The sequence below is a fragment of the Nostoc sp. FACHB-280 genome (assembly GCF_014697615.1).
Taxonomy (GTDB): Bacteria; Cyanobacteriota; Cyanobacteriia; order Cyanobacteriales; family Nostocaceae; genus Nostoc_B.
On the sequence record NZ_JACJSD010000049.1, the window covers coordinates 1 to 24271 of the forward strand.

A 24271-nucleotide genomic window follows, 5' to 3' on the forward strand; every position below is an offset into this window, starting at 1 on the left:
GGTGTTTTTATGTCCATTCGAGTCAACAGTGATTTCTTGCTTTATCTGTTCGATGATTTGAGCGATTTCAATCTGTGACATAGTTTTATTTGTGTGATGAGTACAAAGTGTTGAGTGTGGACTTAGACATTCACTCGCACTAAGTCTTCTTCCCGCACCAAAGAAAAGCGATTGGTGGTGATGAGTGGTTGTTCAAAAGTGGGTAATGCCAACTCGACTAAATAGAACCAGGACTTCTCGATTAACTCAATCCCCAGAATTAACCTTTGCTTTGTACCGTGATTGGGAATTTTCAACAGTACGCGCTCTCCCAACACGAAAGAAGGTTTTTTCACAGTTCTGGGTTGTATATTACCAGTGGCAATAATTTGATGTTTGGTTGCATAGATGAAATCATTTTTGACCTCAATAATGTAATTCCAGCAATCGCCATACCACTGCACACCCAAGCAGTAGCCGAATGTCCGATTGGGTTTGAGGTAAACTTTCTCTAACACATTGACTTCTACAGCTGGTATGGCTTGTTCCCAAGGTGGGGATAAAAACCAACATCTTTCTAAATCTGTGATTTGTTCTGTCATACTGTTTTACCCAACAAATAATTAATAGCTTCGGAATCTAAAGATGCAATTCGTTTTCTAATTTGATGTGGATGATTTTCTAGAAATTGTTTGAGGTGTCCAATCCCGATTTCATAATGCTTGGGAGTATGTTTGTTAGCTTTCAGCCAACCACGCTGAATCCAAAAGCGAACTATTGATAAATTCAGAGATAGAATACTAGCGATTTGATGACAGGTATAGTTGTCTGAATCAATCAAGACTTTAGCCATAAATACCTCTCTTAAATTTGATGCCCCTTAAGATTTAGAAATAGAAGAAAGTGGTCAGAAGAAACTTTGAGATTCTTTGTCTACTTCCAGCCCCTGACTTATTTCCTTAGTCAAGCCACTCCTGCTTTTACTCCTTGTAACTGCTGCATCCATGAACGAATTGCCGTCACTTCATCAACCTCACTTGCAATCGCGTCAAGAACTTGCTTTTGATACGAAGATTCAGCATCATTGGGGTTTTCAAACTTATCAACAGCCCATCCCAAGCACATAGTTTTTACCAGTGAATCAATCTTGTTAACAGGCAGTAAACTTGGGCGGTCAACATCTTGAAATTGCAAATACTCTTTGACCAAATCCAGAGGATAATTCAACAAAGTCCGAATCTGTTTCACTCGTAAATCTTGGGGATGTGGTTGTTCTGTTGTTAAGGGAACAGATGAAGATGTTCCAAGCCGTGATTGAATTTCAGTGATGAGTGATGCCCAGTCAGCATTAGGATTCCATTCCCTGCGGATTCTGACTTTGGTAGCTGCATCATATAATCGACAGAACACCGTATTTTCTTCACCAGCAGTAACAGCAATAATCAAGGGTTTGGAAAAGTCTTGTACAAGTGATGCTGATAATAAAAATGTCTTAGCAAAGTTCGTGTCTATGCCAGTTCGGATGACATAAACCTCATCAGCCGCAACAACAATATCTAATTTAATATTGTCCTTGCCCTTGAATTCTTTGGCTGTGACTCGTAGTTCGGATAAATAACCTATTAATCCACGTTGTTGAACTGGAATGGTTTTATCTTGGTCAATGATGAAGTGATACCAAAGATATGATTCACCGTTTGATTCACCATTTTTGACATAAAGATAAACTGGTTCTGGTGGATTGCAAAAGCCTAGTTTGATTTCATTACTCATCCTTAACCTCTGCATTTATTGAGTGTGCAATAATAATTTTTCTGTGACACATACCTGAAATAATTGGCGAACACCTGAAAAGGCTGGTTCAGGTGTTCGTCTTTTTATGATGAAGTCTCTAAGTTAATAGAAAGCTGTTGATTTACTTCTAGTTCACATTTCAAGTAAGAAAGTGCTGTTCGAGCATCCCCAATTGTTAGATCAGGATGATAATCAAGTGCTTGGTAATCAGGATGTTTTTCGATTTGAGTTATCAAGTATTGGGCAGATTCAACTAATAGCAATAAATCTGGTAAATCCATTTTGATTTGCTCCTTCTATCTGCAACTAAAACTGCTTAATAACTGACAGTACAAATCCATGTCCGGTGTTCTTGATTTGTGCCTGTTTTTTGTCCAACAAATGTTGAATAATCGTCTGTGAAAACTGAACACGATGTAGGGGCATAGAACCACCAGAACCTTTGAGAGAACGCAACAATCTAGCAGCAGTTCTTTCAACGTAAGGATCGAAAACTTTAAGCATCTGTTGAACCTCCAATTGCCTTCAACTGCTGTTGAAGTGCTTTGATTTGCTGTTGATGTTCGTCAATCTCGGCTTGCAATTGCTCTTGTATTTCTGCAATGGAAAGCGTTTGAATCTGGTCATCAGAGTAATGCCGAACTTCATCTGAATGCTTGTCAGGAAGTACTGTATAACGCCAACCGTGACCGTATTGATATGCGAATTGGGTATTAGCAGGCTTATACTCCATGCCAATGATTAAACCCTGCTGTGTCTGTTGTCCAAATGTGAATCTGGGGTATTTCCAATCTTTTGGAATGCTGATGGTGGGTTGCATAAATTTGCTGATGAATGAGGGGATTGGTGAGCAATTGGGACAGAATCACAGAGGTCTTTCCCAATTGCAGGCGGTTATATTTGGGCAATTGAACAAGAGAAATCTAGGGTGGGCATCAAGCCCACTTTTTCCTAAGCCGCGACCAGTTCTCGCACTGGCTCAAATTCCATCAAAAGCCGCCATTCCTGTTTACTGAGTTGGTCGAACGGCTTATCTAACAAGTCATCCCAATCCCCAGCTTTTACTACCAACAGCATTCGCACGGCTTCATCGGGTGAACCACACGCCATCTTGTGCTGTCCTGAAGCAGCGCGGATGACCCACCAGTGGCCATCAGTACAGCCAACTTCGCCTAATTTCACATCATCCTGGTAGATTCCATCGTCAAGCAGTTCCAAACCGTGCTGTTCACAAGCATTGAAAATCTGCGCCATGATTTCATTTCCGGTTGCGGGAGAAGAAACAGAGCAAGAATTTTTCTCCCCTGCCCCCTTGCTCCCTTGCCCCCCTGCTTCTTCCTGCACTGGTAATGTGCCGTCCTTGTAATGTATACGAATGTAGCGATCGCACATCATTGGGGTGGCAGCACGAAATACTTCTGCGTTGTTGATCATGATTACCCACCGTTGCGTTACAAAATCGTCATCATCGTGGGTTACGGTGGCAATCAGCTTGTCGTCTGCGTAATATTCTTTGTCGAAGAAAGATATGTCAACTATTCTCAGTTCTTCCGGTGCTACCGCCTGGGCTTGGTCTGTGATGTGGCGGTTGAGTTCGGCTTGGGCTTGGGTTTTCTGGTCAACTTTCTTAAGCTGGGCAGACTGGTGGGCAGTGATTGCGTTGATCCAGGATTTTTTGTAGCGTTTATCTGTTACTTCAACGGCAGAGGCAAGCTGACTATAAATGACTTTGAGTTGGCTGAGAGATTTACGTTGCAGCTGTTGTGCTGTGTAAATGTTGTGCGTCATAATGGAAATTCCTGTAATAGGGTCAAAGGGTGATCGCAGAGCCTAGGAAACTTGCGCGGTCGCCTTTTGTTTTATGTCCCTATTTTACCGTTGTTAACGGTAAAATGTCAAGCAACAACAGTAACTATTTTAGCTGTGTCAAAGAAATCAGTTATGTCAGCATTAAGTGCTTGGCATAAAACATTAACAACTTCCGTTGATACCGTAAGGGTTCCACTTTTGAGGCGAGTAGCGTAATAATCTGGTTGCTCTAATTGCTGAATATATTGATGTGCAACCTTTTGTCCAAGCTCTACAGTTTTTTGCTCAAGCTGACGGCGAGACATATTACCTCTTAATTGAGCTAGTTTTTCAGCTTGAAAATTTCCCCATTTAAATGTGGCAATATGTTCAATATCTATCATAGTAATAATTTTTCTACCGTTGTTACTTGCCAGCATAGCATTTTAGGTTTATTGTTGTAAGCAGTAATAACGTAGCTTACAGAGGGGTGATATGAGCAGTCATACCATCAAAATTGTGCTGCTGGACAGTAACTATAGTGAGCGATATATCTGCAAAGATTTAGGAACTCATAGAGTTTGTTAAGCATGGTGGCAGTCCACAAGCTCTACAAAAGCGATCACAGGCATAGCTAATGCCCACAGTGGAAAGCATCAAGCCATTCTTGAACTGAAGTATTGTTTTACGGCGATCGCAGGCACACCCAATGCCCACACTCTGAATCACCAAGCCGTTTTTGAACTGAAGCATGGTTTTACAGACAGCGATCGCAGGGGGGCTAATGCTGGCAGTGGGTTGCATTAGGCTGTCTATCAATTGAGGCATAGTTTAGTACAGAAGTAAAACAACTGATAGGGCAGCACAGGTGGACTGGTGAATATGCTGATGTTGCTGTAGGGGCGCAAATATAGCAGGATGATCGAGAACGCTGTGAGTTAGGTTGTCGTTTTCCTTGCTGTGAATAATACGGTCTTCAATGTTCAAAAATAGAATCAAATATTGTCTTTTCTTAAGTCCAAAGATTTAAAATAATAAGTAGCATCACTGAGTCCTTTATCTAGAATTTAAGTTACATATAGTACGTGACATAGCAACTGCTACTTATTCACGGACACTCTTTAAGTATTAAAGATTAAATTGGTAACTTATGAATAATGATTAAAAAAACCTTGGCAAGAAATCAGCCAGAGGTTGGAAACTTCCTACGGGAACTAAGAATTTTGGCTGGATTAACACAAGAGCAATTAGCTTCCTCTATTGGGGTAACATACAGCACAATCAATCGTTGGGAAAATGGACATACAAGGCCAATGCCTTTAGCCATGCAAAAAATTGAAGAAATGGCAAAAGATATGGGCGAACTTGGAGAAAGATTATTAGCAAAATATTATAATAAATGAAACAAGTCGTTATTGAAAATCCTATTATTAATTCTGCCTTTTCTGAGCCTCAAAAACATTTTCGCTTTGATGATGATGGCATTACTAGCGATATTATAAATACTAGGCGCAAAAGTCATTACTTCATCCCTATAGCTAAACCGAAAAAGCAAGAAAAACAGCTTGAGCTTGATTTAGGTTTATGGACGCAAGACAGAATAGAAGAAAATAAGTTTATTAATGATATTCGAGAAAAGGTTTCATGGTGGAGGCGAGGTGGCTATCGTAGCCCAGTTAATATTACACCCATAACACGACGACTATTAGAACACTGGACAAATCCAGAAAGAGAAAGAAGACTCTTCTTTTGCCAGATTGAAGCTTTAGAAACAATTATTTATATAACTGAGGTTGCGGAGAAAGCTGGAAATACTTGGATTAAAAATCTGTTAAATAATTTTAAAGATGATGCTAACCCATTGCTATTTCGTCAAGCATTAAAGATGGCTACGGGTAGCGGTAAAACCGTTGTAATGTCAATGCTAATTGCTTGGCATTCCCTAAATAAAATTGCTAATCCCCAACGTCGAGAGTTTAGTGATGCTTTTTTAGTGGTTGCACCAGGGATCACAGTTCGTGATCGCTTGCGCGTACTATTACCTAATGACCCAGAAAACTATTACAAAAAATTGGATTTAGTCCCCTCAGATTTATTAGCAGAATTAGAGAAAGCCAAAATAGTTGTCACCAATTATCATGCTTTCAAACTCAAGGAGCATACTAATGCTGCTGCACTAACCAAAAGTATTTTAACTCAAGGTAAAGAAAATATATTTACTGAAACCCCATCTCAGATGGTAAATCGGATATGTCGGGGGCTGGGAACTAAGAAAAATATCATTGTTATTAATGATGAGGCACACCACTGTTATCGCCGTCGTGTTGGTGGTGATGAAGAAAAATATAAAGGCGATGATCTAAAAGAGGCCAAAAAGAACGAAGAGGAAGCGCGAGTTTGGATTTCTGGTTTAGAAGCTATCCAACAAAAATTAGGAGTAAAGGTAGTTTATGACCTTTCTGCTACACCATTTTTCTTAAAAGGTTCAGGCTATAAAGAAGGTACTTTGTTTCCTTGGGTAGTATCAGATTTTTCTCTAATTGATGCCATTGAATCGGGCATTGTCAAAATCCCTCGTGTACCTGTATCTGATGACAGTATGAAGGGAGAACTGCCTACTTATCGCAACATTTGGACGTTAATTCGTGATCATCTGCCCACAAAAGGTAGAGGTGCTAAAGATAACACTCCTTCAACTTCAGAACCCAAGTTACCCAAAGAATTAGAAGGTGCGTTGCGGACGCTCTATGGTAACTATGAGAAGGCTTACAGATCGTGGGAACAAAACTTTGATGCTCAAACTAAAGGGCTAACACCGCCAGTTTTTATTGTAGTTTGCAATAATACCAGCGTCTCGAAGATAGTTTATGACTACATCTGCGGTTGGGATACTGGCAAAACTTACCCTGATGGCAGACCTGTTTTAGCCCCTGGTCAGTTACCAGTATTTAGCAATGTTAAAGATGGTAACTGGATAGCTCGACCTAACACCATTCTGGTTGACAGTGAGCAGTTAGAGACTGGGGAAAGTATGACTGCTGAGTTTAAGCAGTTAGCAGCACGGGAAATAGAAGAGTTTAAAGCTGAGTACCGCAATAGATATCCAGGTCAAGACCCAGACAAAATTACTAACGAAGACTTATTACGTGAGGTATTAAACACTGTAGGTAAAGCTGGCAAGCTGGGTGAACATATCCGTTGTGTTGTTTCAGTTTCTATGCTAACTGAAGGTTGGGATGCTAATACCGTTACCCATATTTTAGGAGTAAGGGCATTTGGTACTCAGCTTTTGTGCGAACAAGTAGTAGGGAGAGGATTAAGACGAATTAGCTATACCAGCAATGACCAAGGGATGTTTGAGCCAGAGTATGCTGAAGTTTATGGTATTCCCTTTGCCTTTATACCTTGTGCTGGTTCTAACAAAGCACCAAAACCAGGCCCTCTACCTACTCGTGTTCGCGCTCTACCTGAGCGAATTGATTGTGAAATTACTTTCCCGAAGTTGTTAGGTTATCGCTACGAAGTCAGCAGCAAGAAACTGACACCAGACTTTAATAAGCCTGGGTGTCATTATCCTTTATCCACATCTGACTTACCCACTATCACAGTCAATGCACCTATCATTGGTCAGTCTAGTATTCATACCCTCGATGATCTGAAATTGCACCGCGAACAAGAGGTAGTTTTTTTACTAGCAAAATTTACCTTAGAAAAATATTTTCGCTGTAGTGAGTTTGAGTCAGAAGTCCAAGCTTGGTTATTTCCCCAGGTACTGCAAATAGCAAAGCAGTGGATAAGAGAATGCGTTACCTACAAATCTGGAACATATCCTCAACTGCTGCTACTCAATGAATTGGCTCATCATGCCTCTGATTGCATTTATCAGGCAATAGTTGCTGGCGAAAGCGAAACATCTCTCAAACCTATATTACGACCTTATGATCCAATGGGTTCAACGCAATACATAGACTTCAGTACTGCTCGTCCTGTTTATGTAACTAACCCAAACAAATGTCATATTTCCCATGTGGTTGCTGACACCAATAGTTGGGAGCAAAAGATGGCACAAGTTTTAGAAGGCATGGATGAAGTGGTCTGCTATGTCAAAAATCAAGGACTTGGTTTTTTAATTCCCTATACCTTCAACGGGCAACAAAAAAATTATATGCCAGACTTCATTGTGAGAATAAAAGATGGGCAGACTGATTTATTGAACTTGATTGTTGAGGTATCAGGAGAAGCAAGAGTAGATAAAGCAGTAAAAGTATCCACTACACACAATCTTTGGATACCAGCAATCAACCAACACGGTGGTTTTGGCAGATGGAATTTTATCGAAATTACTGATCCGTGGGATGGAGAGGATATTATTCGAGCTTTTATTAACAGTGGTTGCGGTAAGCAATACAATCTCAGCAATCTTCAATCTGCTTAATAATGATTGCTGAAAATTTATTTACTAGTTTTGTAATTAATAATTAGGTAATTAATGATGGCTAAGAGAACAGCAATTAATACTGTTAAGCACAAGGATAAAAGAGCAAATATCCCTACAGAAGAGCTGCGGGATTTTTTGTCTGATGAAGAGAAACAACCACAACCTTTACTTTATCCTCGTGATACAGCTTTAGACCCTCAGCTAGTTTGGAAAGATAAAGATCAACAAAACAATGCAGATTTAGAAGTTCACGCACTGCCAATTTATATTCAAGAAAAAATTCATCCTCAAGCCATCATTGAAGACTTTCGTACTCATGCTAAAAAAGAACAATTTGATCAGTTAAGTTTATTTAGCGACTTCAATGGATTGGTATTTGAGAAATTAATTGATTTTTATCAACATAAAGAAGGGGTGAGTTGGACTAATCGCATGATTCTTGGTGATTCCTTGCTCGTTATGGGTTCTTTAGCTGAGAAGGAAGGATTAAAAGGTAAAGTCCAAATGATTTACATTGATCCGCCTTATGGTATTAAATTTGGTTCAAATTGGCAGGTATCAACTAGAAAGCGAGATGTTAAGGATGGTAAACTTGAAGAAGTTACAAGGCAACCAGAACAGGTAAAAGCCTTTCGGGATACCTGGGAATTAGGCATACATTCTTATCTAGCTTATCTACGCGATCGTTTGATGGTAGCGAGGGAGTTATTGACTGAAACTGGTAGTATATTTGTACAGATTGGTGATGAGAATGTTCATTTAATTAGGTGTTTAATGGATGAGGTGTTTGGCAGTGGTAACTTTATAGGTCAGATCACTTTTAGAACAGGAAGTGGCTTTGTAGCGCGTTATATCAAAACAACAAACGATTATCTCATCTGGTATTCTAAGGATGCAAGTCAAGCAAAGTTTCGTCGTTTATTCGTAGAAAAGAACACAGGAAATGAAACATATTTCGATAAAATACAACTAATAGATGGTCAATTATTTAACTTTGAAGAATTCGATGATATGCCTACAGGTGCTACGCCTATTGCCTTGAGACCATTAGTATCAGCTTACTCAGAAAATACAAATTATACATATAATTTTGAGGGGAAAAACTATTACTGTGGAACTAATAGATGTTGGAAGACAACTTCTGAGGGAATGAATCGCTTGGCGGCTAATAATCGTATAAATGCTAGTAAGAACACTCTGAAATGGATAGCTCGCCACAGTGATTTTCCCTGTAGTGAAGTAACTCATGTTTGGGACGACACAATGGAATTACTTTCTAAAAATTATGTTGTTCAAACATCTACTAAAGTAATTGAGCGTTGTATTTTAATGACCACAGATCCTGGCGATTTAATTTTAGATCCCACCTGTGGAAGTGGTACTACAGCCTATATTGCCGAACAATGGGGAAGACGCTGGATTACCATTGATACCAGCCGCGTTGCCTTAGCACTAGCAAGAACCCGTCTCATGTCAGCCCAATTCCCCTACTACCTTCTAGCTGACTCCCCTGAAGGTATCAATAAAGAAGCAGAAATTGCCGGACAATTGCTACCCACTAGCCCCAAAACTGAAGGTGACATCAAAAAAGGCTTTGTCTACAAGCGTATCCCTCACATTACTCTAAAAGCGATCGCCAACAATCCCGAAATCGATACTATCCATGATAAGTGGCAGCAAAAACTAGAACCCATTCGCACCCAGTTAAATCAACTCCTCAAACAATCCTGGGAAGAATGGGAAATCCCCCGCGAACCTCAAGATAAATGGTTACAAAAAGGCAAAGACCTATTACAAGAGTGGTGGAAGCTCAGACAGCAACGGCAGCAGGAAATTGACGCATCCATTGCCCGTAACGCAGATTATGAAACACTCTATGACCAACCTTATGAAGATAAAAAACGTTTGCGGGTCACTGGCCCCTTTACTGTGGAAAGTCTCTCTCCTCACCGTGTTCTTGCCGCCGATAATGAACAGCCAGCCTCAGAAGTTGAAGGTACTCAACACGCTTCTGACCAATTTGAAATCAGAATGATTGAGAATTTGAGGAAAGCGGGAGTTCAAAACACTAAAAAAGATGAACGCCTTAAATTTGACTCCCTTGAACCTCATCCTGGCACTTGGATACAAGCTCAGGGAGAGTACACTGATAAAGATGGCAATGTAAAACGAGTTGCAGTTTCTATTGGCCCTGAATATGGCACTGTTGGTTCAGACCAAATTAAAGAAGCTGCTAAAGAAGCTGTGCAAGGTTTAGGGTATGACTTATTGATTGTTTGCGGTTTTACCTTTGACCCTGGTGTTTCAGAAGAGTCTAAACGCTACGGAAAGCTTCAAGTTTTGATAACACGGATGAATACTGATCTACTTCTGGGTGATGAACTGCTCAAAAAAACTGGAGCGGGCAACTTGTTTATGGTGTTTGGGGAGCCAGATATTGAGATTAAACAAGCCCAAGGTAAAGTTACTGTCACCTTGCATGGCTTAGACATTTATGACCCCACCACTGGCGAAATTCGCAGTAGTTCAACTAATGATATCGCCTGTTGGTTTATTGACACCAAATATAACGGCGAAAGCTTCTTTGTACGTCATGCTTATTTTACTGGAGCAGATCATCCCTACGACAAACTCAAGAAAACTTTGAAGGCTGAAATTGATGAAGATGCTTGGTCAGACTTCTACTCTACCACTAGCCGTCCCTTTGACCTGCCGCAAACTAAAGATGGTAAGCCTGGGAAGATTGCGGTTAAGGTGATTAATCACTATGGCGATGAAGTTTTGAAGGTTTATCAAATGTAGTAATGGGTGAATTACAACCATCTGAAAATATTGAAGCTCATACAGCAATCCTATTTTGTTTACAAACTCTTGTGGGTACAGAGAACAAGTAATAAGCAAGAGATTTGTTTAGATCTAATTTATGGTTGCTGTATCCTTAGTTAATTTAAAAGTCCTTCAGCTATCTAGTTCATACCTAATATGAAAAAGTCTTTGGAGATATTAAATGCCTAAAAAGATTCTACCCGATAAAAAAATCTATGTAGCAGTAGAAATGTTAGGTGAGTATATAAATGGAAAAGCTGTAGTTAAAGATGAAAGGAATAATGAACTATTAGATCCAACTATTATAGATAATAAAATTAAAATATATGAAAGAGAAGTAAAAGAATGGTTTTTGAAGCCAGCTAAAAATTTATTGTCTCAAGATAGTTTTGTTAATGCTTTTATTGCATTAATGGTTTGTATGTCATATTTTGAGGGTGTAGAACAGTATAAAACTGGAATGATAAGCAATGGTAGAAGTAAAGACTATTTTAAAAACTCTATTAAACGGATATATCCAGATAAAAGCTTTCAAAATTCAGATTTAAATAAACTTTATTCTAAAACAAGATGTGGTTTATTCCACAATGGAATGGTAAAAGGTGGCGTTATTTTTAATAATAATTATCCTGAGCCAATAGAATTTATTAATGATGGAGAATTAATCAAAGTTAATCCAACACAATTATTGCAAGATATACAAAATGATTTTGAAAATTATATCAATGAGTTAAAGAGTACAGATAGTGATAAATCTCAGATTGCAAGGCAAAATTTTGCTCAAATGTTTTCTGTGTTGTAAACAAGTTAGGATGCTTGTGAAGCACTATTACATACTGCTATCTGTGAGCATACTTGTAAGCTATTTGAGTATCTGCTGGATAGTAATCGAGTAATCGAGCAGTTCCAATCCGTGTTTTTCAAACGTATGGAAAATCTGTCCCATGATTTTATTTCCAGGTGCAGGAGAAGAAACAGGGCAAGAATTTTCCTCCCCTGCCCCCCTTGCTTCCCCTGCTTCCCCTGCCTGCCTCCATGCAGAGTTGTCTTGGTAAATCAGAGCTTGTTCGTCGGGGGCAGCAATTTTTTTGAGGTGCGGTAGGGCGCAACGGACGGGCGGTTGCTGGGCAGGGGTGATCTGTGGCATGATGGGAATCTCCATGAATATGTGGGACAAAAGGCGATCTCTGAGTTTGCGAGACTAGGGCGGTCGCCTTTTGCTTTTGTGTTTGTGTTTGTGTTTAGATAAACGTTGTGGTTTAGCACAACGTTCTCAATCAGATTAAGCGTAGCTTTATATTCCTTGCTCAAAGCTACTGGCTAGGAGCGTAAATTGTGAAGAAAGAGTTTAAGCAGCCACTTTTATTGTCGAAATTTTCAGAATTGAGCGTTTTTCAGTTATTAGTAATTCTTCTCTTGCTTCACAATTAATATACTAGTCTACCTTGGTTGCCACGGTCAACCATTGTAGACAGAAAAAGCATAGATTTTTACTAGTTCCTTGACAGGTATAGATAAAGTTTCACTAATACCACGAGCTATCTCTAAAGAAATAATTGAGTATTTACCGTTTAAAAGCTTACTAAGATTCTGATGACTACAGGAAATATTCATTGCCTGTAAAGCTTGCGCCAACTCTCGTACAGACATACTATTATGTTCTTGCATTGCAGCTTTGACTGTGGCAATTTTTTCGGAATTCCACCGGACGTAAGCCACATCATCAATATCTACGGCCATTATTTGGATTTCCTTACTGCCTACCACGGTTGACAAACCTATTCTAAATGTCTACCATAGTTTACGTCAATGTAGGTAAGTGATCGCTAGAGTAGCGATTGCTCGTTTGCCATGCCCAAGAAAGTTAGTTGTGAAAGAGCCACAAGTTTGTTTAAAAGCGATCGCAAGTATGGTTAAATTCCTTAATTTTCTGATAAATATCTGCAAAGTTTAGTAATGCCCTAATTAGGAATATAAGATCAAACAACAAGACCCACAGTTCTACAAACAGTGATCGCAGACGCAACTAATGGCCCACTCTGGATTGCACCAAGCCATTATTGAACTGAATCATGGTTTTACAGGTGGCGATCGCAGGGGGGCTAATACTCGCAGTGGAAAGTATTAATCTATTTAATAATTGTATAATCTGGTTTGATAACGAACGGAAAATTTCTAATAAACAGAGAAGGATTTTTAAATTTTACTGATAATGAGGTGAAATGTTTTAATCCAGCAAAGTTAATTGGTTAGACTGTTAATCTTTTCGCTCTTGAGACTTTTGATTAGTTATATTAGCAGGCACTTCATTATGTTCAATGTATTCAGTGATTAGTCGTGCTACCACATTCGTCATGTCCTCTCCTCTCAACTTACAAGCGATTTCGAGTTTATTAATGAGTAACTTACTAATTTTGAGTCGCTGTTGCCTCTGCAACGCCAATTGGGATACTGCTAGACTTACAATTGTACCTACCAATGACAATGCTGCCGGAATTAAAGGTATCCAACCGGCCTGTAGCATGAATATTGAGCAGCTTGAAATTAAACATACGAGCAAAAATCCTCCTGTGACTACCACGATAAAAAGACGTTTCAGCCGCCATGCTAGTACACTGCCTATTAAAGACCAACACCATATCCATAAAAATACGCCCCATTCAGGCCAATACCAAATCAATGGTCTGCCATCCAGAACTGTACTGAGAATTTGGCTGGCTATCTGTGCATGAATAAACACAGTTGACATTCTTGCTGGTTGATTTTGGGAAGCACTGTATGGCGTATACACACCAGGATGAACACTAGCAGCAGTAGTGCCAATAATTACTAACTTATCTTTGACCCAGTTGGGATTAACTTGATTGTTGAGGACTTGTGAAAGAGTAACTGCTTGAGCCAGGCGATCGGGAGGACGATAATTTAATAATATTTGATAACCAGCAGCATCTAAGCTAATATAACTCCCAGAATTAGCCGTAAGGATAGGAAAAGTTATATTACCGAGATGAAAACTATATTTATTAGTAAAATCTACATTGATACCTTGTTGTTCTAAATAACTAATAGCAACTAAAGCAGCAAAGGAAAAGTTTGTGTTACATTTACTATCATTGCTAGGTTCGGCAAATAATAAAGCACGGCGAACAATTTGGTCTACCTGATTATCAGAAAGTAAATTGTTATAACCAACATTATCTATAGAAAAATTCGACGGTGGCGGAGTTTCTGGTATACCTGTGCTGCTGAATAAACAAGTGGTAATGATATTATTTTTATTAGCAATCCCAGCCGCCAGATTTTTTTGATTTTGTCGATAAATATTTAGACCAATAACACGGGGTTGATAAGACTCCAGTTTTGTTAATAACTGATTGATTGTGGCATCAGATAACTGCCATTTGAATTTTGCTAAATCTTCTTCCGTAATTGTAACTATTAATAGCCGCGGGTCTGGTGGTTCTGGAGGACGCGATCGCAACATTTGGTCATAAGCTTTTAACTCCCAAGATTGTAGTACGCCCAACTGTCGCATTACAAGACTCAAAAGAGTTATAACCAAGCTTGTCAAAACCACTGTTTGTGCTTTCAATTCCTTAAAACTTGAAGGCAAATTTTCTTTCAGCCACTTATAATTAAAAACTTTGCTGTATATGAGGTTGCTTACAAATAATCTACCTTTATGAGTGCGTACAATACCAGTTAGCTTCAAGTGAGACTTAATTAATGATTGTTCTTCATCATAAATAATATCTTCTTCAAGAAGAATCTCTTTGTAAGTACTCAAAACAGCGAATAGATTAGGCGACCTTTTAATTAGCATATCGCGTACAAACTGTAAGTTGCTATCTTGCTTACTTGCTAAATCAAAAAATATGTTGTGTACTACGCGATCTACTTCGGATTCAGACCATTTACTCTTGCCTATATCTTTTATACTGCGGCAAAGACGCTGTGTTAAGTAAGGATGTCCCCCTGTCCACTTCAAAACCCACCGCAACACTTCCTGTGCTTCATCCTTCTCTACACCCAACCCATTTGCTAAGGGTAGGGCTTCCTCAAAAGTAAAATCAGTCAAATCTACACGTTGTCCAATATTAAATGGTGTACGTTTGGCATCCCGAATTAAATCCCCAGGAGTTGCTACCCCTAATAACACAAATGAGAGGCGTTGAAGCTCAGGATTTGTTGCTCTTGAAGTATAGAGATAGCGAATTGCGATAAAAAAATCATCAGTAAAGTTTAAGCTGAGTGTGGAGTCGATTTCATCGACAAAAATCACTACTTGTCCCTCTACCTCAGCCAGCAAAACTTGCTCGAAAAACAAGGTTAGCCTTTGTGAGACTCCAAGATGTGTGTGTGTTTGCCACCAACTGACCACATCTGTATCTAGCATGAGTTTGTCTTCCAAGTTCACCAAGAAGCCGAAATACCATTGTTCGGCTGTAACTTGCGTCCCCAACTCTTGCAGGTCAACAATGACTGAAGTAACTCCTTCTTGGACAAGGCTTTCTGCCGTACGTACCATTAAACTAGACTTGCCCATCTGACGCGGTGTGAGAACATAGGCAAAAGTTCCTGTTCGGCATAAATTCAACAACTCTATATCTGCCTGACGCGGAATATAAATCCCGCCACCAGCCTGCACAGTTCCGCCAACAGTGTAAACGTTTGGTTCAGTCACGCAGGTTCTCCCGGAAATACTTTGCATAAAGTTGACAACGAGGCATCACTACTCGCCCTTGACGATGCACCAGACCTGCACCCCGCAGACGAAAGAAAACTCGCTCATCCTCACAGGTGTTCTGGTGAATCACTTGCAGCATCCCTTTAATTAATTCAGTTTTGTTATGCAACCTAAAAAGATGATTACGCAAATGATTACCAAACGGGCCATTATCCGCAGTAGCACTAGCAAAAAGCTCATCATTTGATAGTCGCCTACTTGCAACCCAGTAAAGTGCCAGTCTAATTAAATAAGGATGTCCACTCAGTAATGCTATTAATTGCTGTTCTTCGTTGAAGTTTAGGGGTGAACCATGACGATGGTTGAGATCGGCAACCTGCTGGGCTGTAAAATCTTCTAAATCAATAACCACCCCCACATTAAAAGGTGATTGGTTGAGATTATCAATTAACTGATAGGGTTCAGTGGATGTTACCAAAGCTAAATCTAGCTTTTTCCAGATGGGAGTCGTTGCACGGCTATTGTGCCAACTTCGCAGCATTCCAAAGAAATCTGAACGAAATTCGCTATCGAAAACACTTTCCACTTCATCCATTGCTAACACTAAAGGCTGACCCAACTCTTTTAGCAGATAGCGACCTACATAGCGAGTACAACGTTGGCTATTACCCAAAGGCATCTGCCAATACTCATCTACTTTATCTGCCATTTCTAGTTCATCAGTTAGCCAAGAGCAAAACTGCTTAAAAAAGCTGTCAGCATTATTTAAAGTGGATTTGTCAAATAATTGAAAATCAAGAAACGCGACCTGCTTACCTGCTGTGACAGCAGCATTAGTAGTACGAATTAATAACGAACTTTTGCCCATCTGCCGGGGGCCTTTAATAGTAATAGTCACCCCCTGCCGCTTAATTGCGTCTAGAGTAATTGCATCTGATGAGCGTTCGACGTAAAATTTAGATTCACAATCCATTGTCCCTTCTGGCATTTCCAGCGAAACTGGTTGTGCTGAAGGAAAAGGTCGGGGCAGTGGTGTGGGTTGATTTTGGAGAATGTCTGCTTTTGCTTGTACTGCACCTATACTCAACTGACCGCCAGAGATAGCCTGATTCAACTCTGCAATCAGATGTGGTGTATCTTCCATCCCCTGCCAAAATGCCCAGTTAATATTATTTAAATAAGCACTCAAAGGATACTGAAATGGCTCCCGATATGCTATCCGCACTGGAAGAATTACAGGTTTGCCTCCTTGGAATTGCGCTAAATTATGCGCCATTTTAATTTCTGACTCCACCATCTCGCTATGAACTGACTGTGCTGACAAGAAGGTGATCAGAAAATCTGCTTGGCGGATTTCTGTTTCAATACGTTCGACCCAATGTGTACCTACTAGCATCGTTTGGTCAATAAATACTTGATGCTGTCGTGTTAGTGCTTGGAAAACTTGCAGGGCTATTAGTTCATCGGGAGCTACATTACGCTTATAACTGATGAAGACACGTTTAGCCTGTGCTGCTGGCTCAGTATTAACTGGATTATCCCGATACTTGAGAACTGGGGTTACTGATTCTGGGATATTTTCTAAAGCAATAGATACACAACCAAATTTGTAAGCATCCTGATATGATCTTCCCGCACCAAGGGCATCATAAAATCCCAATGCAAACTTAATAGCCGCCCGATCTCCTATTGCTTGATTCATGCCCACAACATAATTAATATGCTGGGAAATTGCTTCTGCTTGCGCCTGACTATAACAGGCATTTAATAATACACACTCAATCCCGTGAAATAAAGAAAATAGCGTTGATAGTGCCTCGCTACTCACTAGTTGCATATTCCCGGCATTATCTTCTAGAGCTAAACCTTGATCTCCTCCTCCATGTCCAGAAAAATGAATAATCTCAGGATTGTGATCTAGGAGGGCGCGACGTAAATCGTCAGGACGCACTGCCCACTTAGTGATAATTTCAAACTGCTCTCTAATTTTGGCACGTTCTAATCCTGCCTGGATTTCTCTAGCTTCTTCATCCAGGCGTAGTCTACTCGAATCTTTAGAATTAGCCGACAAAATCAGGATTTTTTTCACAGTGTATGAATTAATTTAAGTTTGGGATAGGTTAAGTTGAGCAGCTTTAGGTGTATTAGTCATAAATATCATTAAGGGTTACTGAATACAGTGATATTAATTTTCATTTGGACTCAGTTTCATTACTATGCACTTTAAAATTTTAGTTAAAGTATACTACCAACAATTTATAATAGTGTTAACTAGCTTGCAATAATAGTTAATTATGAATATTAAGTAGTAACACTGCAAGTATGCCCATGAGAAACCGGATTAAGGAATTTGTAGACAGTAAGGGAATAAGCGTTTACCAGTTCTGGCAGGAAACTGGTATTAGCCGAACTACTGCATATAACCTGTACAACAATTCCGCTCAGTATCCTGCTAGAGATGTGATGGATGCGATTTGTAGTCGCTACGGAATACAGCCAGATATTTTGTTGAAATGGATACCAGATGAGGAATGAAAGAATGGCAATTAATCCTGCGACTATAGATCCTCTTGCTTTACCTTCAGTATCTCTTCACGAGCGATCGCAGCTACCAACAACGCCTTGTATTTACTTTGCCATTGACTCCCAAGGCGTTATTCAATATGTGGGCAAAGCTAAAAATCTTAGAACAAGATGGAGAGCGCACGATAAAGGTATTGAGTTGAGCATGATGGATAGCGTCACTATTGCTTATCTAGAGGTTGATGCTGAGTTATTGGTTGAGATTGAAAATGCCTTAATCGAGTGGTTTATGCCATCTCTGAATACTCGAAAAAGTATTAAATCGCTACAGAAAAGACCTTTTTGTTTACAAATAGAACGGGTTATACGGGTTGATGCCCCTGGCATTGGGGCAAAAATTAAATACGCCAGAGAGCGAGACCCACGATCAGTTGAGGAATTGGCAAAGGCCGCTGATATGACTCGTGCTAATTGGTATCGAATTGAGCGTGAAGAAAATGATGTTTTGCCAGAACCAACTCTCCGCAAAATCGAGGAAGTTTTGGGTGTAGACTTTGGCGTAACTTTTGATAATTGACCTCGCTAGTACCAATTTTCTGGTTGTGTCAGTCTCTCCTCAAGAGCGATCGCAGCGAAACTCTATTCTTTGAGCAAATACCAATGAACCTAAAGAGGTGGAAGTCACTATGAACAACCCACCCCGTAAGCGTAAAAAATCCCTCTCTGCCCAATCTACCGACAAAATCACATCAAGTAATTCTGAGAAAGATACCTTTGATCCAGAACATCCTGCCACTGCAACTATTACTGTCACATCTGTTGAAGTTCCTGAGCTAACAGAAGATGAACAGCGCGATCGCCTACACTTGGAAAGAAAGGTAGAGCGTGCGTTTTTTGAGGCTGGCAAGGCATTGGCAGAACTCCGCAATCGCAGATTATATCGCTCCACGCATAAAACCTTTGAGGAGTATTGCAGAGACAGGTTTAGTTATACTCACCGCAATGTGAATTATCTAATAGCTGCTTCTTTGATAGTTGACAACATAAAAATGGGAACTAATAGTTCCCAAAATGAAAAAGCAGATGAAATGGGAACTAATAGTTCCCAAATTTTGCCCACATCAGAAGTGCAAGTGCGCCCTCTGGCAAAGCTTGAACCCGAACAGCAGCAAGAAGCATGGCAGGCTGCTGTGAAAGAAGCAGGCGGCAAAATCCCATCCGGTCGCATCGTTAAAGATGTGGTGCAGCGCATCATGGAACGGACTAAAGTACCGAATACTTACCGTGTTGGCGAAGTCTGCCAAATTCTCGCAAAGGATAACCCAGACCTCAGAGGCAAAGGTGGTTGCTGGTGCATCGTTACTCATGTGGGGGAGTTTAGCTGTACGCTGAAAACTTGGGATGGCGAGTTGACGGTTGGGGTGCAGCATTTGAAGTCGTTCGATTATTTGCCTGATGAATGTCAGCAGATGCAGATGATATGCGATCGCATCACGCGGTTGCGGGAGAGTGAAAACTTGGAAGAAGCTGCAAAAGCTGTGTTGAAGTATTTGGGGGAAGTGAAGCGACCGTATTTGACTGATGTAGAGAAGAAGCTGTTGAGTGTGATTGAGCAAGAGTACTGGGTTGCGGATTGATCTAAAGTGTAAAAAAACTCGACAATAGATGGATACTCATCTTATGATTGGGTAATCAGCTTGATAATTGTCGAGTCAAAGCGAGGTCAAAAACCCTGGAGACTCGTCAAAATCGCCAGAACCTTGACAACATAATAATTACAGCGTTTCACCAATCAGGAAAGTTGAGAATGAGTTGCAATAATAGCGGCTGAAATCGACTCTTTTTTGAGGTTCGTCAAATCGCTTAAGAGGAAGCTTGCTCTGTAACAGTTTCAGCTCCGAGCAGTTTCCAAACCCAACTACCCCGCAAGGGGACTGAAACCTCTACCTCTTAAAGTGCTTGCCTTCCCCTAATTCCAAGTTTCCAAACCCAACTACCCCGCAAGGGGACTGAAACCGTTAGATATTGCATAAATTCCTCCGATTGAAAAACAGTTTCCAAACCTGATTACCCCGCAAGGGGACTGAAACCGTAATAGTAAACATTTACCAGTAGAAGCATATTCTAATAGTTTCCAAACCTGATTACCCCGCAAGGGAACTGAAACACTGACATACATGAGCGAAAGGGAAACAAAACGCAGGGGTTCCAAATCTCTTTACTCCCCAAAGGGCTGAAACTATTAACTCTTGCGATCGCCATTAAGTTTTCGCTGATAACTGACAAAAAAGCAGAAACTACTCGTTAGTATTTCTAGTAGGAGAATGAAGTCGTGGTGTTCAAACCATAGAGGTGAAGCAGTCATGTTCATCTTCAAGATTTTGACCGCACTTATCTGGAATATAGTCATCTTCGGTGGTTTACTATTCTTGCCAGCCGGGACATTGAACTGGTGGCGTGCCTGGGTGTTTCTTGGTGTTGTCGTTGTTGGGACTGTAGCGACGATGATTGGTGTGTTTCGAGAGGATGACGAGTTATACAAGGAACGACTCAAACCACCGATTCAAGAGTCACAACCCCTGACTGACAAAATTCTCGCCAGCTTATTAATCGCGTCATTCTTGGGGATAATTACGTTCATTCCCTTAGATGTGTTCCGATTTCACTTGCTGTCCCAACCAAGTGCGATCGCTTCGGCACTGGGATTAGTCGTTTATGTCACTGGTTGGTGGATTATTTCGCTGTCGTTTAAGGTCAATACCTTTGCGGCAACTGCGGTTAAGCATCAGGCAGACCGACAACAAACAGTGATTGATACAGGAGTTTACGGCGTTGTGCGGCATCCGATGTATGCCGGTGCGGTTCTGGTAATGGTTGGTATGTCCTTGTGGTTAGAATCCGTAGCAGCAGCTTTACTGGCGATCATCCCAATTGCAATCCTGGTTGTACGGATTCAATTTGAGGAGCAATTTTTACGGCAAGAACTCCAGGGATACGACACATACACCCAAAAAGTCAGGTATAAGTTGTTGCCATATTTTTGGTAAAAATTGTACAAGGATTGTTAGCAGTGCTGAAAGAAGAAGATCCTTGGGTACGTCTTGATGCAGCTAAAGTTCTAGTAAACTTAGGAAATTTATCAAAAGTTGTACAAACACTGCAAGCATTATTGGATGATGAAGATTCTAAAGTGTGTGAAGAAGCAGCTAAAGTTTTAGAATTGCAGAGTTTACCTTTCGATTCACAAAACTAAAAGTGGCTGTTGGGCGATTGTCGCTCAAGTGAATGACTTTAGTTGCACCGTAAAAACTTGGGATGGAGAATGTACTGTTGGGGTGCAGCATCTCAAGTCATTCAATTACCTGCCCCAGGAATGCCAGCAGATGCAGGAGATGTGCGATCGCCTTGCTCGAATATATTCTGATTCTCTGGAGGATACAGTCAAAAATCTGTTGCAGTCGTTGGGGAAGCCCAAGCGTTCTTATCTTACGGTGGTTGAGGAGAAGCTGTTGAGCTTGATTGAAAAAGAATACGGCAAAATTATGATTTCTACAGATAAACAGCCAAAAACAAATAGTAGAAGATGGAAGGCTATTTGTTTATCTGCTTACTTCTTGCTATCGTTAGTATCGACATTCATTTTTGTGACTGTTCCACCTATTGTCACAGTATCTTATGCAGTTGAACTTAATCCAGAAGTCCGTTTAAAAGATTTATTAGAACAGGGAAAAGCATTGTATGAAGCAGGAAGATTAGTAGAAGCACAAGATATTTTGCAGAAAGTCTTGGAAAAGTATAAGGCTTTAGGAAACAAGTTGCGGCAAGCTTTAACGTTGAGTAACCTCGCTTTAGTTTATCAACAGCAGGGAATGTTTGCTCAAGCGAACACAACCATTAATCAGAGTTTGCAATTGTTAGGTAATCATAATTCTCAACAATACTTGCACGTTCTGGCTCAAACGTTAAAAATTCAAGGAAGTATAAAATTGGAGCAAGGGCAATCTCAACAAGCATTACAAATTTGGCAACAAGCTGAAGCAATATATACTAAAATTAGCGATCGCACTGGCATCACTCATACTCGCATTAATCAAGCACAAGCATTGCAAGTATTAGGATTTTACCGTCGTGCTTTGAATATTTTGACAGCAGTCAATGAAGATTTACAATCTCAACCAGATTCTTTGATTAAAGCCATAGAGTTGCGCTCACTTGGTGATGCACTCCAACTAACTGGAGATTTAGCCCAATCACGCCAAGTTCTGCAAGACAGCCTGAAAATTGCCCAAAAATTGCAGTCTAGTCCAGAAATTAGCGCCACGTTCCTCAGTTTGGGAAACACTGCTAGAATTGCCCAAGATGATCAAAATGCTATCACCTTTTATCAACAAGCAATTGCTCAAGCTACTTCACCCCTCACTAAAGTTCAAGCACAAATTAATCTTTTAACTATCCTATTAAATACACAACAATGGGCAACTGCCAAACCTTTATTAACACAAATTACCTCGGAACTAAATAATTTACCCCTATCTCAAATAGCCGTTTATGCCAGAATTAATTTTACTCAAAGTTTGATTAAAAGTGCTGATTTGAAAGACCAACATCTTATCAAAGAGACTGCAAAAATATTAGTTACAGCAGTCAAACTAGCACAAGACCTTGGTGACAAACGTGCTGAATCTTACGCCATAGGAACTCTGGGCAAGCTTTATGAATATGAAAAACAGTGGATAAACGCCCAAAAATTGACGCAACAAGCACTTACCTTAGCTCAATCAGTCAATGCACCAGATATTGCTTACAATTGGTATTGGCAATTAGGACGCTTACTCAAACAACAGGGAGATATTCAAGGCGCGATCTCCGCCTATGATGCAGCTGTAAATGAGTTGCAATCTCTAAGAAATGACCTTGTAGCAGTTAATCGAGATGTGCAATTTTCTTTTAGAGAAAGTGTAGAACCTGTTTATCGTGAATCAGTAGCTTTGCTTTTGAGTTTACCGAAAAATCAGCTAAATCAACAAATATTAGATAAAGCACGCCAGCGAATTGAAGCACTCCAGTTAGCAGATTTAGATAATTTTTTTCGAGAAGCTTGTTTAAATGTTACAAAGGTTATTTTAGACGAAATTGTAGATCAAGATAACCCTACCGCCGCCGTTATTTATCCAATTATTTTACCAGAAAAATTACAAATTATTATTAAGTTGCCTCAGCAACCTCTCCGACATTATGCAATCAATAAATCTCAAATTGAACTAGAAAAAATATTAGGAGAATTGCGGCAATATATAACTGAGCCTGACAGACTTGCAGAGGTTCAATCTCTCTCTCAACAAATATATAGTTGGCTGATTCAACCAATAGAATCTGACTTACAACGTAGCAAGATAAATACTTTAATTTTTGTCCTGGATGGTGCATTGCGAAATGTCCCAATGGCAGCACTCTATGATGGTAAACAATATTTAGTAGAAAAATATGCTGTGGCTTTAAATTTAGGACTGCAATTACAAAATCCCAAGTCTTTAGCAAAAGAAAGGTTGCAAGTTCTGGCAGGAGGTTTGATAAATCCGCCATCTCAATTCGCGCAATTTTCCCCTTTACCAGAAATTCAATCTGAGTTCGACTTGATTGCCAAAGCAGGGGCAAATACTACAAAACTTTTAGATCGAGATTTTACTAGTAAAGCCCTAGAACGACAAATTAGCTCCGTTGGGTTTAATGTAGTTCACTTAGCAACTCATGGACAATTTAGTTCTCGTTCTGAAGATACATTTATTTTGGCTACAGATGGGCCAATTAATGTTACTGACTTTGATTTGCTATTACGTCGTCGAGATGAGACAACCTCGCAAGCTTTAGAACTTTTGGTTTTGAGTGCTTGTCAAACAGCAACCGGGGATAACCGCGCCACATTGGGGTTAGCTGGGGTAGCTGTGCGGGCAGGTGCAAAAAGTACAATGGCCAGTCTGTGGAATGTAGGCGATCGCTCTACTGCTATATTAGTTGGTGAGTTTTATCGTCAGTTAATTTCTGCGAAAGTGACAAAAGCCGAAGCCTTGCGTCGCGCTCAATTAACGCTTTTACAAAAGTATCCAAACTACAGCCGTCCTGGTTATTGGGCGGCTTATGTTTTAGTCGGGAATTGGCTGTGATCACAGTGTCGTAATATATTAAGAAATTTCACAACTGCTGTTCACGTAAAAAGTCGCCTGCATAAACCTCAGTAT

The 24271-nt window shown here is 40.1% G+C and carries 24 protein-coding genes; 10 read left to right on the top strand and 14 right to left on the bottom strand.

Features of this window, described 5'->3' with window-relative positions; genetic code table 11:
* Positions 1-122: 122 nt before the first annotated feature.
* The 9 genes from H6G75_RS26740 to H6G75_RS26780 form a co-directional block, all read right to left on the bottom strand.
* Positions 123-581, bottom strand: coding sequence for a DUF1392 domain-containing protein (locus tag H6G75_RS26740; protein ID WP_190982939.1), 459 nt, complete (start codon positions 579-581; stop codon positions 123-125).
* A complete protein-coding gene (locus tag H6G75_RS26745; protein ID WP_190982940.1) occupies positions 578-832 on the bottom strand; it encodes a hypothetical protein in 255 nt (84 codons plus the stop codon). The genes H6G75_RS26740 and H6G75_RS26745 overlap by 4 nt, the downstream gene beginning before the upstream one ends.
* Before the next feature lie 110 nt (positions 833-942).
* Complete coding sequence (locus tag H6G75_RS26750; RefSeq protein ID WP_190982941.1) at positions 943-1752, bottom strand: hypothetical protein; 810 nt, start codon at positions 1750-1752, stop codon at positions 943-945.
* A gap of 104 nt (positions 1753-1856) precedes the next feature.
* Positions 1857-2054, bottom strand: coding sequence for a hypothetical protein (locus H6G75_RS26755; protein WP_190982942.1), 198 nt, complete (start codon positions 2052-2054; stop codon positions 1857-1859).
* Between the two features lie 25 nt (positions 2055-2079).
* Positions 2080-2277, bottom strand: coding sequence for a hypothetical protein (locus H6G75_RS26760; protein WP_190982943.1), 198 nt, complete (start codon positions 2275-2277; stop codon positions 2080-2082).
* A complete protein-coding gene (locus H6G75_RS26765) occupies positions 2270-2593 on the bottom strand; it encodes a hypothetical protein (protein ID WP_190982944.1) in 324 nt (107 codons plus the stop codon). Before H6G75_RS26765 ends, H6G75_RS26760 begins: the two co-directional genes overlap by 8 nt.
* A 131-nt stretch (positions 2594-2724) precedes the next feature.
* Positions 2725-3561 (bottom strand): hypothetical protein, encoded by an 837-nt coding sequence (locus H6G75_RS26770; RefSeq protein WP_190982945.1) that lies wholly within the window; start codon positions 3559-3561, stop codon positions 2725-2727.
* A 107-nt stretch (positions 3562-3668) separates the two neighbouring features.
* Positions 3669-4001 carry an XRE family transcriptional regulator gene (locus H6G75_RS26775; protein WP_190982946.1) on the bottom strand — a complete coding sequence of 111 codons (333 nt, stop codon included), beginning with the start codon at positions 3999-4001 and terminating at the stop codon, positions 3669-3671.
* 124 nt (positions 4002-4125) lie between these two features.
* Positions 4126-4389, bottom strand: coding sequence for a hypothetical protein (locus tag H6G75_RS26780; protein ID WP_190982947.1), 264 nt, complete (start codon positions 4387-4389; stop codon positions 4126-4128).
* 329 nt (positions 4390-4718) lie between these two features.
* Here H6G75_RS26780 and H6G75_RS26785 point away from each other — a divergent pair, with 329 nt between their 5' ends.
* The 4 genes from H6G75_RS26785 to H6G75_RS26800 all read left to right on the top strand — a co-directional run bounded on the left by H6G75_RS26785 (position 4719) and on the right by H6G75_RS26800 (position 11627).
* Positions 4719-4964, top strand: a complete 246-nt coding sequence (locus tag H6G75_RS26785) for a helix-turn-helix transcriptional regulator (protein WP_190982948.1) — start codon at positions 4719-4721, stop codon at positions 4962-4964.
* Positions 4961-7996, top strand: a complete 3036-nt coding sequence (locus H6G75_RS26790) for a BPTD_3080 family restriction endonuclease (protein WP_190982949.1) — start codon at positions 4961-4963, stop codon at positions 7994-7996. Before H6G75_RS26785 ends, H6G75_RS26790 begins: the two co-directional genes overlap by 4 nt.
* A 54-nt stretch (positions 7997-8050) precedes the next feature.
* Entirely contained in the window at positions 8051-10801 is a 2751-nt protein-coding gene (locus H6G75_RS26795; protein ID WP_242051654.1) for a site-specific DNA-methyltransferase, read from the top strand.
* A 205-nt stretch (positions 10802-11006) separates the two neighbouring features.
* Positions 11007-11627, top strand: a complete 621-nt coding sequence (locus H6G75_RS26800) for a hypothetical protein (protein ID WP_190982951.1) — start codon at positions 11007-11009, stop codon at positions 11625-11627.
* A gap of 60 nt (positions 11628-11687) precedes the next feature.
* Here H6G75_RS26800 and H6G75_RS26805 read toward each other — a convergent pair whose 3' ends face one another.
* The 4 genes from H6G75_RS26805 to H6G75_RS26825 all read right to left on the bottom strand — a co-directional run bounded on the left by H6G75_RS26805 (position 11688) and on the right by H6G75_RS26825 (position 17601).
* Entirely contained in the window at positions 11688-11972 is a 285-nt protein-coding gene (locus tag H6G75_RS26805) for a hypothetical protein (protein ID WP_190982952.1), read from the bottom strand.
* Positions 11973-12283: 311 nt separating this feature from the next.
* Positions 12284-12565, bottom strand: coding sequence for a helix-turn-helix transcriptional regulator (locus H6G75_RS26810; RefSeq protein ID WP_190982953.1), 282 nt, complete (start codon positions 12563-12565; stop codon positions 12284-12286).
* A gap of 517 nt (positions 12566-13082) precedes the next feature.
* Positions 13083-15509, bottom strand: a complete 2427-nt coding sequence (locus tag H6G75_RS33205; RefSeq protein ID WP_313934913.1) for a CHASE2 domain-containing protein — start codon at positions 15507-15509, stop codon at positions 13083-13085.
* Positions 15502-17601 carry an AAA-like domain-containing protein gene (locus H6G75_RS26825; RefSeq protein ID WP_190982954.1) on the bottom strand — a complete coding sequence of 700 codons (2100 nt, stop codon included), beginning with the start codon at positions 17599-17601 and terminating at the stop codon, positions 15502-15504. The genes H6G75_RS33205 and H6G75_RS26825 overlap by 8 nt, the downstream gene beginning before the upstream one ends.
* Before the next feature lie 239 nt (positions 17602-17840).
* Here H6G75_RS26825 and H6G75_RS26830 point away from each other — a divergent pair, with 239 nt between their 5' ends.
* The 3 genes from H6G75_RS26830 (at position 17841) to H6G75_RS26840 (ending at position 19672) form a co-directional block, all read left to right on the top strand.
* Complete coding sequence (locus H6G75_RS26830; protein WP_199338041.1) at positions 17841-18047, top strand: helix-turn-helix transcriptional regulator; 207 nt, start codon at positions 17841-17843, stop codon at positions 18045-18047.
* 4 nt (positions 18048-18051) lie between these two features.
* Positions 18052-18612 (top strand): helix-turn-helix transcriptional regulator, encoded by a 561-nt coding sequence (locus H6G75_RS33805; RefSeq protein ID WP_190982956.1) that lies wholly within the window; start codon positions 18052-18054, stop codon positions 18610-18612.
* 109 nt (positions 18613-18721) lie between these two features.
* A complete protein-coding gene (locus H6G75_RS26840; protein ID WP_190982957.1) occupies positions 18722-19672 on the top strand; it encodes a hypothetical protein in 951 nt (316 codons plus the stop codon).
* 605 nt (positions 19673-20277) lie between these two features.
* Here the strand turns inward: H6G75_RS26840 and H6G75_RS33620 are convergent.
* A complete protein-coding gene (locus H6G75_RS33620) occupies positions 20278-20400 on the bottom strand; it encodes a hypothetical protein (protein ID WP_277884110.1) in 123 nt (40 codons plus the stop codon).
* Here H6G75_RS33620 and H6G75_RS26845 point away from each other — a divergent pair.
* The 3 genes from H6G75_RS26845 (at position 20399) to H6G75_RS26855 (ending at position 24196) form a co-directional block, all read left to right on the top strand.
* Positions 20399-21082, top strand: coding sequence for an isoprenylcysteine carboxylmethyltransferase family protein (locus H6G75_RS26845; RefSeq protein WP_190982958.1), 684 nt, complete (start codon positions 20399-20401; stop codon positions 21080-21082). The two genes, H6G75_RS33620 and H6G75_RS26845, sit on opposite strands and share 2 nt — an antisense overlap.
* Positions 21076-21288, top strand: a complete 213-nt coding sequence (locus tag H6G75_RS26850) for a HEAT repeat domain-containing protein (protein ID WP_190982959.1) — start codon at positions 21076-21078, stop codon at positions 21286-21288. The genes H6G75_RS26845 and H6G75_RS26850 overlap by 7 nt, the downstream gene beginning before the upstream one ends.
* A gap of 289 nt (positions 21289-21577) precedes the next feature.
* On the top strand, positions 21578-24196 hold the full coding sequence (locus tag H6G75_RS26855) for a CHAT domain-containing protein (RefSeq protein ID WP_190982977.1): 2619 nt from the start codon (positions 21578-21580) through the stop codon (positions 24194-24196).
* Positions 24197-24271 lie beyond the last annotated feature (75 nt).

Coding starts and splice junctions, on each gene's coding strand:
- H6G75_RS26740 (WP_190982939.1), bottom strand. CDS start 581: ATGACAGAACAAATCACAGATTTAGAAAGATGTTGGTTTTTATCCCCA.
- H6G75_RS26745 (WP_190982940.1), bottom strand. CDS start 832: ATGGCTAAAGTCTTGATTGATTCAGACAACTATACCTGTCATCAAATC.
- H6G75_RS26750 (WP_190982941.1), bottom strand. CDS start 1,752: ATGAGTAATGAAATCAAACTAGGCTTTTGCAATCCACCAGAACCAGTT.
- H6G75_RS26755 (WP_190982942.1), bottom strand. CDS start 2,054: ATGGATTTACCAGATTTATTGCTATTAGTTGAATCTGCCCAATACTTG.
- H6G75_RS26760 (WP_190982943.1), bottom strand. CDS start 2,277: ATGCTTAAAGTTTTCGATCCTTACGTTGAAAGAACTGCTGCTAGATTG.
- H6G75_RS26765 (WP_190982944.1), bottom strand. CDS start 2,593: ATGCAACCCACCATCAGCATTCCAAAAGATTGGAAATACCCCAGATTC.
- H6G75_RS26770 (WP_190982945.1), bottom strand. CDS start 3,561: ATGACGCACAACATTTACACAGCACAACAGCTGCAACGTAAATCTCTC.
- H6G75_RS26775 (WP_190982946.1), bottom strand. CDS start 4,001: ATGCTGGCAAGTAACAACGGTAGAAAAATTATTACTATGATAGATATT.
- H6G75_RS26780 (WP_190982947.1), bottom strand. CDS start 4,389: ATGCCTCAATTGATAGACAGCCTAATGCAACCCACTGCCAGCATTAGC.
- H6G75_RS26785 (WP_190982948.1), top strand. CDS start 4,719: ATGATTAAAAAAACCTTGGCAAGAAATCAGCCAGAGGTTGGAAACTTC.
- H6G75_RS26790 (WP_190982949.1), top strand. CDS start 4,961: ATGAAACAAGTCGTTATTGAAAATCCTATTATTAATTCTGCCTTTTCT.
- H6G75_RS26795 (WP_242051654.1), top strand. CDS start 8,051: ATGATGGCTAAGAGAACAGCAATTAATACTGTTAAGCACAAGGATAAA.
- H6G75_RS26800 (WP_190982951.1), top strand. CDS start 11,007: ATGCCTAAAAAGATTCTACCCGATAAAAAAATCTATGTAGCAGTAGAA.
- H6G75_RS26805 (WP_190982952.1), bottom strand. CDS start 11,972: ATGCCACAGATCACCCCTGCCCAGCAACCGCCCGTCCGTTGCGCCCTA.
- H6G75_RS26810 (WP_190982953.1), bottom strand. CDS start 12,565: ATGGCCGTAGATATTGATGATGTGGCTTACGTCCGGTGGAATTCCGAA.
- H6G75_RS26830 (WP_199338041.1), top strand. CDS start 17,841: ATGAGAAACCGGATTAAGGAATTTGTAGACAGTAAGGGAATAAGCGTT.
- H6G75_RS33805 (WP_190982956.1), top strand. CDS start 18,052: ATGGCAATTAATCCTGCGACTATAGATCCTCTTGCTTTACCTTCAGTA.
- H6G75_RS26840 (WP_190982957.1), top strand. CDS start 18,722: ATGAACAACCCACCCCGTAAGCGTAAAAAATCCCTCTCTGCCCAATCT.
- H6G75_RS26845 (WP_190982958.1), top strand. CDS start 20,399: ATGTTCATCTTCAAGATTTTGACCGCACTTATCTGGAATATAGTCATC.
- H6G75_RS33620 (WP_277884110.1), bottom strand. CDS start 20,400: ATGACTGCTTCACCTCTATGGTTTGAACACCACGACTTCATTCTCCTA.
- H6G75_RS26855 (WP_190982977.1), top strand. CDS start 21,578: ATGATTTCTACAGATAAACAGCCAAAAACAAATAGTAGAAGATGGAAG.